A 14,173-nucleotide genomic window follows, 5' to 3' on the forward strand; every position below is an offset into this window, starting at 1 on the left:
CGTATTGCGGCGACACGACCTCCGGCGCGTCCAGGATCGCGACGCTGATCGGTTGCTCCGACCGGGCAGCGACGCCGTTCTGCCCCCCCGTTGGCCTGGTCAGGCGCCTTTCGCAAAACCGGGGTTGAGAACGAGGGACTCGGGTCTTGTCAGCAGAACAGGTTGCGCTGGCGCGGCTGCTCAGGACTCCGGTAGCGAATCGGCCGCGACGTCTTTTCCAAGACGCCTTCCTCCACGAGTCGGGCCAGCCATTCCTTTGCCTGGGGGCGCGACACATTGAGCTCCGCTGCAATCTCGGCATCCGTTTTGGGTGTCGGGAGACCCTGCAGCAGCGTGCGGACAGTGGCGAACAAAGCATCTGCCGGATTGAGAGCCGTTTGGCCCAAGCCACCAGCGGACGCTTCGGCCGATGTGCGGTCCTTCGCGACAACGCCTCCGACGACGTTGACGGACTCCGGGGGCTTCGCCGCCTCAACGGCGCGCGGCTCGGGTTGTTCCGCCGCATGAGCATCGGTTGACAGAGACCGCTCGGACGGCGGCGCTTCAAGCACCGGCGGTGTCGGCGTCGGCGAGTCTGGCCCATCCATGCGGTCCTTACCCGACAGAAGCGCCACAACATCCTCCGCCACCGATGGCTCGGGCCAAGGCTTCGCGCCGAGCTCACGGAGCGCATCGAGTCCCGGACTCGGTGCGCCGACGGTACGGACGTAGACGGGCATCGTTCGGTGCTTCTTCAGTTGCTCGACCGCGCCGGCCCAGGTGCCGCCCTTCCGGGGCTCGGCCCCGACCACCAGGGCCGCGTCGGCGAGTGCATAGACAAGCTTGTTGCGCTGCATGGCGTTGCCGATGTTGAAGCCGGCAGCGGGATCATAGGGGGAGATCAGAACCAGTCGCTCGTCGAGCAGCAGGTCCCGGTTCTCCCGCTGAACGGCGGCCCGGGCGAGGCTGTCGGCGAGCACGCCGACGGCGCCCCCCTGCGCCTCCAGGGCACCGCGCATAGCCGCCTGATCGACGCCGCGAGCGGCACCGGAGATCAAGGCTCTGCCTGCCCGGGCCGTGAGGCGGCCGACCGCCTCGGTGTAGGCGATCAGCTCGTCATCCACGTGCCGGGAACCAACCACGGCCAGCCCGCCTTGCTCCAACTGCGCCCGCTCGCCGCAGCCGTACAGAATGGGCGGGGCTTCGTCCTTGAGGCGCGCTTTGAGTCGGCGGGGATAGTCGGCATCCGCGCGGCTTGCGACCCAGATGGCGCGGGCCTGCCATTGCTCGAACGCCTGGCTTAGCTGAAATCCGCGAGCCAGCAGCGCGCGCAAACGCTCGGCATCGACTTTGGGGGCCAGAACCTCAGCCAGCTCGGCGCACAGCGCCTGACCGTCCGCGCCAAGCAGGTCGGCGGGCTGACGTCCATGGTCTTGCAGGGTAACCGCGACCCGGTTGTACAGCATGGGCGTCAGCAGCTCGGTCTTGTCCCGCTCGCGACCCACGATCAGCGGCGCGGTGAGGAGCAGGATGGCCTGGGTGTTGGCAGAGAGTGCAGCACTCATTCGTCATGTCCGGTAAGTGCGAGGGCCAGCGGCCACACCGGGCCCGAGCCGTGGCGCCGGAGCAACCAGGCAGCCACGGTGAAGGTCCAGCGGGAGTCGACCATGTCGTCCAAGAGCAGGCATGCTCGCCCACGGACGGCTGCGGGCAGCGGCGCCGCCGTCGCCAAACTGCCGTCCAGGTTGCGCGCCTGCTGAACGCTGTTGGCCATCGTCTTTTGCTCTGGGCGCTCGGCCGTCGTCGAAAGAACCGCATGAAACGGGAGACCGAGCGCGCTTGCAACCCGTACCGCCAGATCAGGAACCAAGTCGGGGTGACGGCGGGAAGGGATGCAGGCGACCCAGGCTGGGGCGGGGACGGGTTTCCAGGCCCGCACCAGATCCGCGCAGGCCGTGACCAGCTCGTCGCAAAAGCGCGCATCTTGGTACTTGCCCCGATACACAGACTCACCCCAACCGGCATCGCGCCAGACGCACAAGGCCCTGCCGGTCTCGGCGCGCTCGCCGTCCCGGATGCGCCCGCGAACGCCGTATGTGGGCAGCCCGTTTGCAGGCCATTGCCGGCGAGGCTCAATCGAGAGATGTGTGCGGCGCAGAAAGGCCGATGCCTCCCGCACAATACCGGGCGAAGGCGCACGCGGCAGCAGCGGGAGATCGGGCGATCCCGGCTCGGTGTCCGGGTCGCCGTCCAATGCCCTGATCAGGAAGGCCATGTGCCCCGATGTCAGAGATACGTAGTCCTGCATCTGGCGGTACTCCGCGCGCCGAAGATCGCTCAGTCGCCGTGCCCGCTCCCAAAATCCAGGCCCCACAAGAGCGGCTGTCAGCTGCCACTTGCCGCGATCCTTGACGATGGGTGCCGGCGATTCAAGAGACAGGAGCTTGATCGTGTTTTCGATTCGGCCATGGCTCAGGTTGACGCGCGCCTCCAACTGCGAAACAGACAGTCCGCCCGGCGCAGATTCCAGCGCCACCAGGACCGTTCCGACCTCCGCTTCAGTAGGAAACGCGCTGCGGATGAAGTAATCGTGGATGTCGTCCTCTTCACTGCCACTCAGCAGTACCCCATAGGCGGCATCGAGTGCACGGCCAGCGCGCCCGACCTGCTGGTAATAAGCGACGGCGGACCCGGGAGACTGGTAGTGAACCACGAAGGCGAGGTCCGGTTTGTCGAAGCCCATTCCCAGCGCGGTCGTGGCAACCAGGGCCTTGACGCGATTATCGAGCAGCGCCTGCTCGAGCTCGGGGCGACGCTCGCCGGTCTCACCGGAATACGAATACACATTCAGCCCCTTCGAGCGCAACCATTCGGCGACCCGCACGGCATCGCGAACCGTCAGCGTGTATACGATGCCGCTGCCCGGAAGGTCAGGCAGGCGCTCGGCCAACCACGCCAGGCGCTCAGCCTGGCCGGCAAGTCGGATGGTCTGAAGCTTGAGCGACGGCCGACTCAAATCGCCTCGAGACACCGCCAAGTCCGGCCCCAGCACCGCACGTAGGTCGTCCATGACTCGATTGTTCACGGTGGCGGTCGTCGCGAGCAACCGCAGGTTGGGAGGCAATGCCCGAACGATGCGCTCCAAGAGTCGGTAGTGAGGGCGGAAGTCGTGCCCCCAATCCGAGATGCAGTGGGCCTCGTCCACCACCAGCAGCGAAATGTGCGGGGACAAGGGACCGAGCACCTCGCTGCCGAAACGCTCATTGGCTAGCCGTTCCGGAGACACTAGCAGAATGTCAACGTCTCCCGCCCGAACCCGCGCCTCGACGGCGGGCCAGTCGTCCTGGTTGCCGGAATGGATGCTCACGGCTCGCAGCCCCATCCGTTCCGCCGCCGCGACTTGGTTGCGCATGAGGGCGAGCAACGGCGAAATGAGCAAGGCAGGACCGAGACCCGCCTCCCGCAGTAGCTTCACCGCTATGAAGTAGACGAAACTCTTGCCCCAGCCGGTCTTCTGAACGACGAGAAGCCGTTGCCGTCCGGCGACCGCGGCGCGAATTGCCGCTTCCTGGCCGTCCCGGAATTGCGCACCCGGTTTGCCGCTGCCGAGCCGCAGCAACTCGACGGCGCGCTTTGCGTCATAAGCCATGCTCCTTGCTCCCTCGCTGTGCGGCCGGTCCTGCACCGGCCTTGAGAGGGCAAGATTCTACGCTGGAAAACCACGCTCCGTTGCTGATGTGCCGGAGTGATCATCCGGCGCCCATTCGCAGGACGTCTCCATCCAGCGCGCCGTTGCGCCAATTCAGACGGCATCCCCCGGCACCCGCACGAAGCCCTCCATCAGCACCCGCGCGCTGCGGCTCATGATGACCTTGTCGACGCGCCAGGCGCCGTTCTGCTCCGATGCCGCGGCGCCGACCTTGAGCGTGCCGGAGGGGTGGCCGAAGGTGACGCTGTCGCGCGCACCGCCGCCGGCTGCCCCCCGCGAGACCAAGCTGACCAGCGTGCCGGGGATGGCTGCCGCACTGGCGATGGCGACCGCGGCGGTGCCCATCATCGCGTGGTGCAGCTTGCCCATGGACAGCGCACGGACGTTGAGGTCGATGTCGGCGGCCCGCACCGGCTTGCCGCTGGAGGCGACGTAGTCCTGCGGCGGCGCGCAGATGGCCACCTTCGGCGTGTGCTGCCGGGCGGCGGCCTCGGCGATGTCGCCGATCAGCCCCATGCGCAGCGCGCCGTGGGCACGGATGGTCTCGAAGCGCGCAAGCGCCGCCGGGTCGCCGTTGATGGCGTCTTGCAGCTCGGTGCCGTCGTAGCCCAAGTCCGCGGCGTTCAGGAACACCGTCGGGATGCCGGCGTTGATCATCGTGACCTCGAAGCTGCCGACGCCGGGGACGTCCAGCACGTCGATGACATTGCCGGTGGGGAACACCGCCTCGCCGGCGTCGATGGGGCTGACGAACTCCACCGGCACCTCGGCGGCCGGGAAGGTCACGCCGTCGAGCTCGAAGTCGCCGGTTTCCTGCACCTGGCCATTGGTGATCGGCACGTGATTAACGATGGTCTTGGCGATGTTCTGCTGCCAGACGCGCACGGCACAGACGCCGTTCTCGGGGATGCGCGCCGGGTCCACGAGGCCGTTGGCTACCGCAAAGGCCCCGACGGCGGCGCTGAGATTCCCGCAATTGCCGGACCAATCGACGAAGGGCTGGTCGATGGAGACCTGGCCGAAGAGATAGTCCACGTCATGCCCCGGCCGCGCGCTCTTCGACAGGATCACGGTCTTGGACGTGCTCGACGTGGCCCCGCCCATGCCGTCGGTGTGCTTGCCGTAGGGGTCCGGGCTGCCGATGACGCGCAAGAGCAGCCGATCCCGCGCCGCGCCGGGGACTTGGGCGGGCTCGGGCAGGTCCGTCAGCTTGAAGAAGACGCCCTTGCTGGTGCCACCGCGCATGTAGGTGGCGGGGATGCGGATTTGGGGTGGATGGGGCATTGCGGTGTCTGTCTTCGCGATCGATGCTGAACAAGAAGTGTCGTTGGATATCTTATGATTCACCGCGCCGCTGCCGGCTGAGCGCTGGCCTCCGCGGGCCTGCTCCACTCGTTACGCAGCGCTCCGCGAGTCATGCCGCCATAGAACAGCGTCATGAGCCCGACCGAACAGGCCGCGTCGGCGCCAGCCGCGCATAGGTGCCGACCACATGCGCGACGGGCCGCTCGTCGCCCGCCGAGAACAAGGACGCCTCGCCGACGATGAGCGTACGGCCGAGCTTCAGCAGCCGGCACTCGCCGATGATGTCCCGATCCCCCGGCGGCATGCGCAGGAAGCTGGTGTTGAGATTCGTGGTGGCGACGTCGATGGTCAGGCCGACGGCACCGCAGATGGCCACGTAGAGCCCGACATCGGCGACGCCCATCAGCACGGGCCCGGAGACGGTGCCGCCGGGCCGAAGCTCCTCGAAGCCGATGGCGTGGCGCACGCGGGCGGTGCCGTTGCCGAGCGCCTCCACCGTGACCTTGGTCTGCGGGAACTCGGTGGCGAGAAAGGCCGCCAGTTCTTCTCTCGTGGTCATGGTTCGCCTGTGTTTGGGAGCGGCTTCAGCCGCGACGCGCGGGGTCGCGGCGGGGTCGCGGCTGCAGCCGCTCGCACGATCGTCAGGCCGCCGTCGCCAGAAAGTCCTGCGCAAACCGCTGCAGCACGCCGCCGGCCGCGTAGACGTGGACTTCTTCGGCCGTATCCAGCCGGCAGGTGACCGGGATCTCCACCCGCTCCCCATTGGTGCGGTGCATCACCACCGTCAGCTCGGCCCGCGGCGCCGGCTCGCCGATCACGTCGAAGGTCTCGCTGCCGTCTATGCGAAAGGTGTGGCGGTCCTCGCCGTCGCGAAACTGCAACGGCAGCACGCCCATGCCGACCAGATTCGTCCGGTGGATTCGCTCGAAGCCCTCGGCGACGATCGCCTCGACACCCGCCAGACGCACGCCCTTCGCGGCCCAGTCGCGCGACGAGCCCTGGCCGTAGTCGGCGCCGGCGATGATGCAGAGCGGCTGGCCGCGGTTCATGTAGGTCTCGATGGCCTCCCACATGCGCATCTGCTCGCCGTCCGGCTCCACGCGGGCGAGCGAGCCCTGTATCACCTCGCCCTCTGCATTACGGCACATCTCGTTGAACAGCTTGGGGTTGGCGAAGGTCGCCCGCTGCGCGGTGAGGTGGTCGCCGCGGTGCGTGGCGTAGGAGTTGAAGTCCTCCTCCGGCAGGCCCATGCGCGCCAGATACTCGCCCGCCGCGCTGCTCGCCAGGATGGCGTTCGACGGGGACAGATGATCCGTGGTGATGTTGTCGCCGAGCACCGCGAGCGGGCGCATGCCCTTGAGCGCGCGCTTGCCGGCCAGCGCGCCCTCCCAGTAGGGCGGGCGGCGGATGTAGGTGCTCATCTCGCGCCAGTCGTAGAGCGGGCTCGCGGCCTGCTCGCGGGCGCCGAGGTCGAACATCGGGGTGTAGACCTGCTGGAACTGCTCCGGCTTCACGCAGCGCTCGACGATGGCGTCGATCTGCTCGTCCGACGGCCAGATGTCCGCGAGCCGGATGGGCTTACCGTCGGCAGCGGTGCCGAGCGTGTCCCTTTCGATGTCGAAGCGGATGGTGCCGGCGATGGCGTAGGCCACCACCAGCGGCGGCGAGGCGAGGAAGGCCTGCTTCGCATAGGGGTGGATGCGGCCGTCGAAGTTGCGGTTGCCGGAGAGCACCGCCGTCGCGTACAGATCGCGGTCGATGATCTCCTGCTGGATGGTCGGGTCCAGCGCGCCGCTCATGCCGTTGCAGGTGGTGCAGGCGAAGCCGACGATGCCGAAGCCGAGCTGTTCCAGCTCCGGCAGCAGGCCAGATTCTTCCAAATAGAGCTTCGCGACCTTCGAGCCCGGCGCAAAGGACGTCTTGACCCAGGGCTTGCGGGTCAGCCCCAGCGCATTGGCCTTGCGCGCCAGGAGCCCGGCGGCGACGACGTTGCGCGGGTTCGACGTGTTGGTGCAGGAGGTAATGGCCGCGATGATGACGGCGCCGTCCGGCATCTTGCCTGCCGCCTCCTCGGCCAGCGCCTTGTCCAGATCCACGGCGATGCCGCGCTCGGCGAGCGCCGACGTCGGCAGGCGCCGGTGCGGGTTGGACGGCCCGGCCATGGTGCGCCCGACGCTGCTCAGATCGAACTCCAGCACGCGCTCGTACTCGGCCGCGGCCAGGTCATCCGCCCACAGGCCCGTGGTCTGCGCGTACTGCGCGACCAATTCGACCTGCTCGGGCTCGCGGCCGGTGAGCTTGAGATACGCGATGGTCTGCTCGTCGATGGCGAACAGCCCGGCGGAGGCGCCGTACTCCGGCGTCATGTTGGAGATGGTCGCCCTGTCCCCGATGGTCAGGCTGCGGGCGCCGTCGCCGAAAAATTCGAGCCAGGCCGAGACGACCTTCGCGTTGCGCAGAAACTCCGTCAGCGCCAGCACGATGTCCGTCGCCGTGATGCCGGGCTGGCGCTTGCCCGCGAGTCTGACCCCGACGATCTCGGGCAGGCGCATCATAGTCGGGCGGCCGAGCATGACGGTCTCGGCCTCCAGCCCACCGACGCCGATGGCGATGACGCCGAGCGCGTCCACGTGCGGGGTGTGGGAGTCGGTGCCGACGCAGGTGTCCGGAAAGGCGACGCCCCTACCGGTCTGATCGCGCTGCACCTGCACCACCGGCGACATCTTCTCCAGATTGATCTGGTGCATGATGCCGTTGCCCGCCGGGATCACGTCCACGTTGTCGAAGGCCGTCTTGCACCAGTCGATGAAATGAAAGCGGTCGGCGTTGCGGCGGTCCTCAATGGCGCGGTTCTTGGCGAAGGCCTCGGGGTCAAAGCCAGGGGCTTCGACGGCCAATGAATGATCGACGATGAGCTGCGTCGGCACGACGGGATTGACCTTGGCCGGATCACCGCCTTGGTCGGCAATGGCATCGCGCAGGCCGGCCAGGTCCACCAGCGCGGTCTGGCCCAGGATGTCGTGGCAGACCACGCGCGCCGGGTACCACGGGAAGTCCAGGTCGCGCTTGCGCTCGAGAATCTGCCGCAGCGCGTCGGTTAACAGAGCCGGCTCGCAGCGGCGCACGAGCTGCTCGGCGAGCACCCGGGCGGTGTAGGGCAGCTTTGCATAGGCACCGGGCTGAATCGCCTCCACCGCCGCGCGGGTGTCGAAGTAATCGAGGTCGGTGCCGAGCAGCGGTGTGCGGTAGTCGGTGTTCATCATCGTTCCGGTGCAAGAAATTTGCCGAGGCGACGTCATCATGACGCCGCGCGGGCCGCTGGAGCGGCTGCGCTGGGTTCCGACGCCGGAGCGCGGGAACGAGGGCGGTATCGCTGGCTGCCGCGCTCCAAGCTTGGCAGCTCGGGCGGACGCCCCAGCCTCGCTTGAGCCTAGCTGGGCTGTCTCAGCGATCGTGGATCGGCACCCAGCGCCGATTCTCCGGCCCGACGTATTCCGCGCTCGGGCGGATGATCTTCTTGTCGATGCGCTGCTCGATCACGTGCGCCACCCAGCCGGCGGTGCGGGAGATGACAAAGATCGGCGTGAACAGCGGCGTCGGCACGCCCATTTGGTGGTACGACACCGCCGAGAACCAATCTAGGTTCGGGAACATCTTCTTCTGATCCCACATCACGTGCTCCAGCCGTGCCGCGACATCGAACATCAGCATGTCGCCATTGGCCTCGGACAGCCGCTGGGCAACGGCCTTAATGATCCGATTACGCGGATCGGCGATGGTGTAGACGGGATGGCCGAAACCGATGACGATCTCCTTGCGCCCGACCCGCTCGGTAATGTCAGCCTCCGCCTCGTCGGCGCCCGCATAGCGCTGCTGGATCTCGCAGGCGACCTCGTTGGCGCCGCCATGCTTCGGCCCGCTCAGCGCACCGATGGCGGCGGTAATCGCGCTGTACATGTCGGCATTGGTGCCGGCGACGACGCGCGCGGCGAAGGTCGACGCGTTGAATTCGTGCTCGGCATAGAGATTGAGCGACGTGTGCATGGCGCGTACCCACGCCTCCGGCGGGGTCTCGCCGTGCAGCAGGTGCAGGAAATGCCCGCCGATGGAGTCATCGTCGGTCTCCAGCTCAATGCGCTTGCCGTTGTACGCGAAGTGGTACCAGTAGAGCAGCATGGAGCCGAAACACGCGATCAGCCGGTTGCCGATGTCACGCGCCGAAGCCACCGGCATCGTCTCCTTCTCCGGCTCCAGCGTACCGAGCACGGAGCAGCCGGTGCGCAGTATGTCCATGGGGTGCGCCGACGGCGGCAATTGCTCCAGCGCCGCCTTCAACGCCGTCGGCAGGCCACGCATGGATTTGAGCTTGCGCTTGTAGCCGGCCAGCTCCGCGCGGGTGGGCAGCCGCTCATGGATCAATAGGAATGCGATCTCCTCGAACTCGGCCTCATCGGCAAAGTCCAGGATGTCGTAGCCGCGGTAATGCAGGTCGTTGCCGGTGCGACCGACGGTGCAAACGGCGGTGTTGCCGGCGGTGACGCCCGAGAGCGCGACGGACTTCTTGGCCTTGGGCTTGTCGTTGATATCGCTCATCTCTACCTCCTACTCGATAACGTTACGTTGCCTGCGATGCTCGTCAATGCGGCGACGGCGCGATCCGCCACCGGCGGTGGATGTCCCCGCGTCAAGACGCTGGCGGCTCGGCGTACAGCGCGTCGAGCTTCTGCTCGAAGCTGTGGTAGTTCAGGTGCTCGTACAGGTCGGCGCGCGTCTGCATCATGTCCACGACACCCGCCTGGGTGCCGTCGCGGCGCACCGCCTCGTAGACCTTGAGCGCCGCTTGGTTCATGGCGCGGAAGGCCGACAGCGGATAGAGCACCAGCGCCACGCCCACCTCGGCGAGCTCGCCGGTCGTAAACAGCGGCGTCGCGCCGAACTCGGTGATGTTCGCGAGCACCGGTACGTCCACCGCGGCGATGAATCGCGCGTACTGTTCCAAGCTCGTCATCGCCTCCGGAAAGATCATGTCGGCACCGGCCTCGACGCAGGCGACGGCGCGCTCAATGGCCGCGTCCATGCCCTCCACCGCCAGCGCGTCTGTGCGCGCCATGATGACGAAGTCATCGGTGCGCGCATCAACGGCGGCCTTGATGCGGTCCACCATCTCCGCCTGCGGCACCACCGCCTTGTTCGGCCGATGCCCGCAGCGCTTCGCGGCCACTTGGTCCTCGATGTGGCAGCCGGCGGCGCCCGCGCGAATCAGCTCGCGCACGGTACGGGCGATGTTGAACGCCCCGCCCCAGCCCGTGTCCGCATCCACCAGCAGGGGCAGATCGCAGACGTAGGTGATGCGGCGCACGTCCACCAGCACGTCTTCCAGGCTGCTGATGCCGAGGTCCGGCACGCCGAGCGAGCCCGCCGCGACGCCGCCGCCGGACAGATAGACGGCGCGATAGCCCGTGTGCGCCGCGAGCAGCGCGTGATAGGCGTTGATGGCGCCCATCACCTGCAGCGGGTGCTCTTCGGCAACGGCACGGCGGAGCTTGGCGCCCGCGGTCAGCTTCTCGGTCATGATCGGTCCTCGGTGGTGGTCGGGTTGCGGGCGGCGAGGCGGCGCTCGACGCTGCGCCGGGAGGCCAGGATGTGCCGGCGCATCAGCCATTCGGCGAGCTCGCCGTCGCGCTCGGCGATGGCATCGACAATGCGCCCGTGCTCGGTGAGCGCCTCCCTTGCGCGGTCGCTCTTCATGCCGAACTGGCAGCGGTACATGCGCATCAGGTGATAGAGGTCGTCGCAGAGGATGCGCGTGAGCCGCGCGTTGCCGCTGCTCGCGACGATGCGGTAATGAAAGTCCAGATCCCCTGCCTGCTGGAAGTAGGCCTGGCCGTGCTCGCGGGCGACCTCATCGCGATGGCGCGCCATCAACGCCTGCAGATCCGCGATGGCAGCGTCGGACATGCGCTCGGCGGCAAGCCGCGCGGCGGTGCCCTCCAGCGCCTCGCGGATCTCGTACAGCTCCATGAGCCCCGCGCCGGTGAGCTTCACGGCGCGGGCGCCGATGCGCGGGCGCCGCTCCACGAGCCCGAGCGCCTCCAGCCGGCCGATGGCCTCGCGCAGCGGCGCGCGGCTCACGGCATAGTCGGCCGCCAGCACGGGCTCGCTCAGCTTGCTGCCGGGCGGGATACGGCCCTCGACGATGGCCTGGCGCAGCTCCACGAACACGCGCTCGGCGGTGGAGTCGCGCAGGCCGGCCGAGGCAGGCGCCCGCTCCGGCTGCTGCTCGGAGCGCAGATGGATTGTCGACAAGAGGCTCGTCATGTGGCGGAGAATACGCCCGCTGTGACCCAAAAGGCCAGAGATTGTCGACAATACAGATCATTGCCCTTGCGTGCGGCTACGGCCGGCGTGGGAGCGGCTTCAGCCGCGAATCTGCGACTCGCATCGGCGCCGCTCTGTCGCGGCTGAAGCCGCTCCCACGGACACCGCGCGCATCTTGTCGACAACTCCGCGCGGCCGCCCAAGCTGAGCGGCTCGCTATACTGCGGCCCATCGAAGCCCTCCGGGAAAGCCCGATGCCGTTACCCTCGGCCGCTGCCCCCGCGGCGGCAAGCCAGCCCAAGTCCGACCCCTTCGCCGCCGCCCGCGACATCCACGCGCGACTCCGCGACAACCTCGCGACCGTGCTGCGCGGTCAGGAGCAGGCCATCCGCTGGCTGCTCGCGGCGGTGGCCGTCGGCGGCCACGTGCTGCTGGAGGACGTGCCCGGCACCGGCAAGACGACGCTCGCCAAGGCCCTGGCCCGCTCCATCCACGGCACCTTCAAGCGCGTGCAGTTCACGCCGGACCTGATGCCGTCGGACATCCTGGGCGTGTCGGTGTACGACCCGTCGGAGCACGCCTTTCACTTTCGGCCCGGCCCGGTGTTCACGCAGATCCTGCTCGCCGACGAGATCAACCGCGCCTCCCCGCGCACCCAGGCGGCGCTGCTGGAGGCCATGGGGGAGTCTCAGGTCAGCGTCGATGGCGAGCTGAAGCCCCTGGATGAGCTCTTCTTCGTCATCGCCACGCAGAACCCCATTGAGCTGCACGGCACCTATCCGCTGCCGGAGGCGCAGATGGACCGCTTCGCACTGCGCTTCGGGCTCGGCTACATCGGCGAGGAGGCCGAGGCCGCGCTGCTCGACGATCAGCGCGGTGGCCATCCGCTGACCCGGCTGACGGCCTGCGCGACGGCGGCGGAGATCCTTAAGCTCCGCCGCGCCGTGCAGCAGGTACGGGTGTCGGAGCCCATCCGGCGCTACATCGTCGCGCTGGTGGCGGCGACGCGGCGGCGCGACGGTGTTGCGCTTGGCGCCAGCCCGCGGGCGTCACTGACCCTGATGAAGATCGGCCAGGCGCTCGCGTTCTTCGACGGCCAGGACTACCTGCCGCCGGAGCCGGTGCGCGAAGCGGCGCTGCCGGTCATCGCCCATCGGCTCGGGCTCGACCCCGCCGCCCGCTACGCGGGGCGCAGCGCCGCGGACGTGGTGCGCGAGTGCCTCGCCGACGTGCCGCTGCCCGACTAAGTGAGGGTTCGAAAACAACTCAAACACTTGTGTCGCCAAAGCCGAGGCATCGACGACTGAAGAGGAACTACGAAACACGCGAAAAGCGCGAAAAATGCTCGGTCGACCGCCGTCCTTTTCGCGTGTTTCGCGTGTTTCGTCGTTGAAAAGATTTGTACGCCTTGTTTGTAAATGTTCACTATGCCGAAGCGCGCAGCGCCCGCGTCCCCGAGCACCCCGCGCCGCTCGCTGCCCGCGCGCATCGAGCGCGGCATCAAGTCCTGGAGCTGGCTCAATCTCCGGCTCGCAAGCGCCGGGCAGGAATGGCTCCGGCGGCGCTTCACACCGGCGGGCCAGGGCGTGCTGGCGGCGACCTTCGCGGCCGGGCTGTTCGGGCTCGACACCCGCATGACCGCGGCGCACCAGGCCTTTGCCTTCGGCGTCGTGCTGCTCGCCATCGCCTGGCTCGGCACGCGGCTGCCACTGCCGAAAATCACGCTCAGGCGCCGGCTGCCGAGGCGCGGCGCCGTCGGCCAGCCCTGCGTCTATCAGGTCGAGGTGCAGAACACCGGCCGGCGCCCGGCCATCGGGCTGACCCTGCATGAGCGCCTGCCGGACCCGCGCCCGCGCCTCGCAACCTTTCTGGACAGCCGCGCACCGACGGAAGCGGACCTCAACCCCGTCGAGCGCCTGCTCGGCTATCCGCGCTGGGAATGGCTTATCGAGCAGGGCCGCCGCGCCGCACCGGAGCCGCCCGTGCCGTTGCCGGACCTGGCCGCCGACGGTGTCGCGACGGTCGAGCTGCGCCTGCGGCCCAGCCGCCGCGGTTGGCTCGCGCTCGATGCGCTCGTCGTCTCCCGCACCGAGCTGCTCGGTCTGATGCACCGCGAGCGTGCGCTCTCAGGCCCGGATGCCGGCGCCGACCGCCTGCTGGTGCTGCCCAAGCGCTGGCCGGCGCCGCGGCTCAAGCCCCCCGGCCGGCGACGCCTGCAGCCGGGTGGCATCGAGCAGGCCGCGAGCGTCGGCGACTCGCGCGAGTTCATTGGGCTGCGCGACTATCTGCCCGGCGACTCGCCCCGGCACATCCACTGGGCCGCCTGGGCACGCTCCGGCGAGCCGGTGGTCAAGGAGTACCGAGACGAATACTTCAGCCGCCAGGCCCTGGTGCTCGACACCTGCCCAACCCCCGGCGACGACCCGGCGCGCTTCGAGGCCGCCGTGTCCGTCGCCGCCTCCCTCCTCGCCCCGCTCGGCGAGCAACCCAACGGCCCGGATGGCCTGCTCGACCTGATGCTCTACGCCGACGGCACGCGCATCCTCACCGCCGGCCGCGGGCTCCTCACCACCGCCACGATGCTGGAGCTGCTCGCCTGCATCGCGCCGCAGCCCGCCGATCACTTCCGCCACCTCGCCGACACCGTCACCGCCCGCGCCGCCCAGCAGAGCGCATGCCTGTGCGTGCTGCTCGGCTGGGACGACACGCGCCGCACCTTCGTCGAGCAACTGCGCAGCGGCGGACTGCCGGTGACGGTGCTGGTGGTCGCATCGCCGGAAGCTGAGACAGACCGCCGGCCGGGGACGATCACAGTCGACCCGCGGAACCCGGGCGAAAGCCTCGTCCATCTGAGGTGAAGCA

Annotated in this window: 10 protein-coding genes; 2 read left to right on the plus strand and 8 right to left on the minus strand. The window is 68.4% G+C overall.

The features are described from left to right. Nucleotides 1-149 precede the first annotated feature (149 nt). The 8 genes from ML01_RS11610 to ML01_RS11645 form a co-directional block, all read right to left on the minus strand. Complete coding sequence (locus ML01_RS11610; RefSeq protein ID WP_058555560.1) at nucleotides 150-1,544, minus strand: DNA-processing protein DprA; 1,395 nt, start codon at nucleotides 1,542-1,544, stop codon at nucleotides 150-152. Next, complete coding sequence (locus ML01_RS11615) at nucleotides 1,541-3,628, minus strand: DEAD/DEAH box helicase (RefSeq protein ID WP_058555561.1); 2,088 nt, start codon at nucleotides 3,626-3,628, stop codon at nucleotides 1,541-1,543. The genes ML01_RS11610 and ML01_RS11615 overlap by 4 nt, the downstream gene beginning before the upstream one ends. A gap of 153 nt (nucleotides 3,629-3,781) precedes the next feature. Beyond that, complete coding sequence (gene prpF / locus ML01_RS11620; protein ID WP_058555562.1) at nucleotides 3,782-4,972, minus strand: 2-methylaconitate cis-trans isomerase PrpF; 1,191 nt, start codon at nucleotides 4,970-4,972, stop codon at nucleotides 3,782-3,784. 151 nt (nucleotides 4,973-5,123) lie between these two features. Beyond that, nucleotides 5,124-5,552, minus strand: coding sequence for a PaaI family thioesterase (locus ML01_RS11625; protein WP_058555563.1), 429 nt, complete (start codon nucleotides 5,550-5,552; stop codon nucleotides 5,124-5,126). An 82-nt stretch (nucleotides 5,553-5,634) separates the two neighbouring features. Continuing rightward, nucleotides 5,635-8,253, minus strand: coding sequence for a Fe/S-dependent 2-methylisocitrate dehydratase AcnD (acnD, locus tag ML01_RS11630; protein ID WP_058555598.1), 2,619 nt, complete (start codon nucleotides 8,251-8,253; stop codon nucleotides 5,635-5,637). Between the two features lie 184 nt (nucleotides 8,254-8,437). Beyond that, nucleotides 8,438-9,586 (minus strand): 2-methylcitrate synthase, encoded by a 1,149-nt coding sequence (gene prpC / locus ML01_RS11635; RefSeq protein ID WP_058555564.1) that lies wholly within the window; start codon nucleotides 9,584-9,586, stop codon nucleotides 8,438-8,440. Between the two features lie 91 nt (nucleotides 9,587-9,677). Beyond that, nucleotides 9,678-10,565 carry a methylisocitrate lyase gene (prpB, locus tag ML01_RS11640; protein ID WP_058555565.1) on the minus strand — a complete coding sequence of 296 codons (888 nt, stop codon included), beginning with the start codon at nucleotides 10,563-10,565 and terminating at the stop codon, nucleotides 9,678-9,680. Further along, nucleotides 10,562-11,239, minus strand: a complete 678-nt coding sequence (locus ML01_RS11645) for a GntR family transcriptional regulator (protein ID WP_371258211.1) — start codon at nucleotides 11,237-11,239, stop codon at nucleotides 10,562-10,564. Before ML01_RS11645 ends, prpB begins: the two co-directional genes overlap by 4 nt. Before the next feature lie 326 nt (nucleotides 11,240-11,565). Here ML01_RS11645 and ML01_RS11650 point away from each other — a divergent pair, with 326 nt between their 5' ends. After that, nucleotides 11,566-12,558, plus strand: coding sequence for a MoxR family ATPase (locus ML01_RS11650; RefSeq protein ID WP_058555566.1), 993 nt, complete (start codon nucleotides 11,566-11,568; stop codon nucleotides 12,556-12,558). A gap of 180 nt (nucleotides 12,559-12,738) precedes the next feature. Continuing rightward, on the plus strand, nucleotides 12,739-14,169 hold the full coding sequence (locus ML01_RS11655; protein ID WP_058555567.1) for a DUF58 domain-containing protein: 1,431 nt from the start codon (nucleotides 12,739-12,741) through the stop codon (nucleotides 14,167-14,169). Nucleotides 14,170-14,173: the final 4 nt, after the last annotated feature.

This window comes from Thiohalocapsa sp. ML1, from assembly GCF_001469165.1.
Lineage (GTDB): Bacteria > Pseudomonadota > Gammaproteobacteria > Chromatiales > Chromatiaceae > Thiohalocapsa.

Excerpts from the sequence above, each read along its gene's own strand:
- ML01_RS11610 (WP_058555560.1), bottom strand. The coding sequence starts at position 1,544 with ATGAGTGCTGCACTCTCTGCCAACACCCAGGCCATCCTGCTCCTCACC.
- ML01_RS11615 (WP_058555561.1), bottom strand. The coding sequence starts at position 3,628 with ATGGCTTATGACGCAAAGCGCGCCGTCGAGTTGCTGCGGCTCGGCAGC.
- prpF (WP_058555562.1), bottom strand. The coding sequence starts at position 4,972 with ATGCCCCATCCACCCCAAATCCGCATCCCCGCCACCTACATGCGCGGT.
- ML01_RS11625 (WP_058555563.1), bottom strand. The coding sequence starts at position 5,552 with ATGACCACGAGAGAAGAACTGGCGGCCTTTCTCGCCACCGAGTTCCCG.
- acnD (WP_058555598.1), bottom strand. The coding sequence starts at position 8,253 with ATGAACACCGACTACCGCACACCGCTGCTCGGCACCGACCTCGATTAC.
- prpC (WP_058555564.1), bottom strand. The coding sequence starts at position 9,586 with ATGAGCGATATCAACGACAAGCCCAAGGCCAAGAAGTCCGTCGCGCTC.
- prpB (WP_058555565.1), bottom strand. The coding sequence starts at position 10,565 with ATGACCGAGAAGCTGACCGCGGGCGCCAAGCTCCGCCGTGCCGTTGCC.
- ML01_RS11650 (WP_058555566.1), top strand. The coding sequence starts at position 11,566 with ATGCCGTTACCCTCGGCCGCTGCCCCCGCGGCGGCAAGCCAGCCCAAG.
- ML01_RS11655 (WP_058555567.1), top strand. The coding sequence starts at position 12,739 with ATGCCGAAGCGCGCAGCGCCCGCGTCCCCGAGCACCCCGCGCCGCTCG.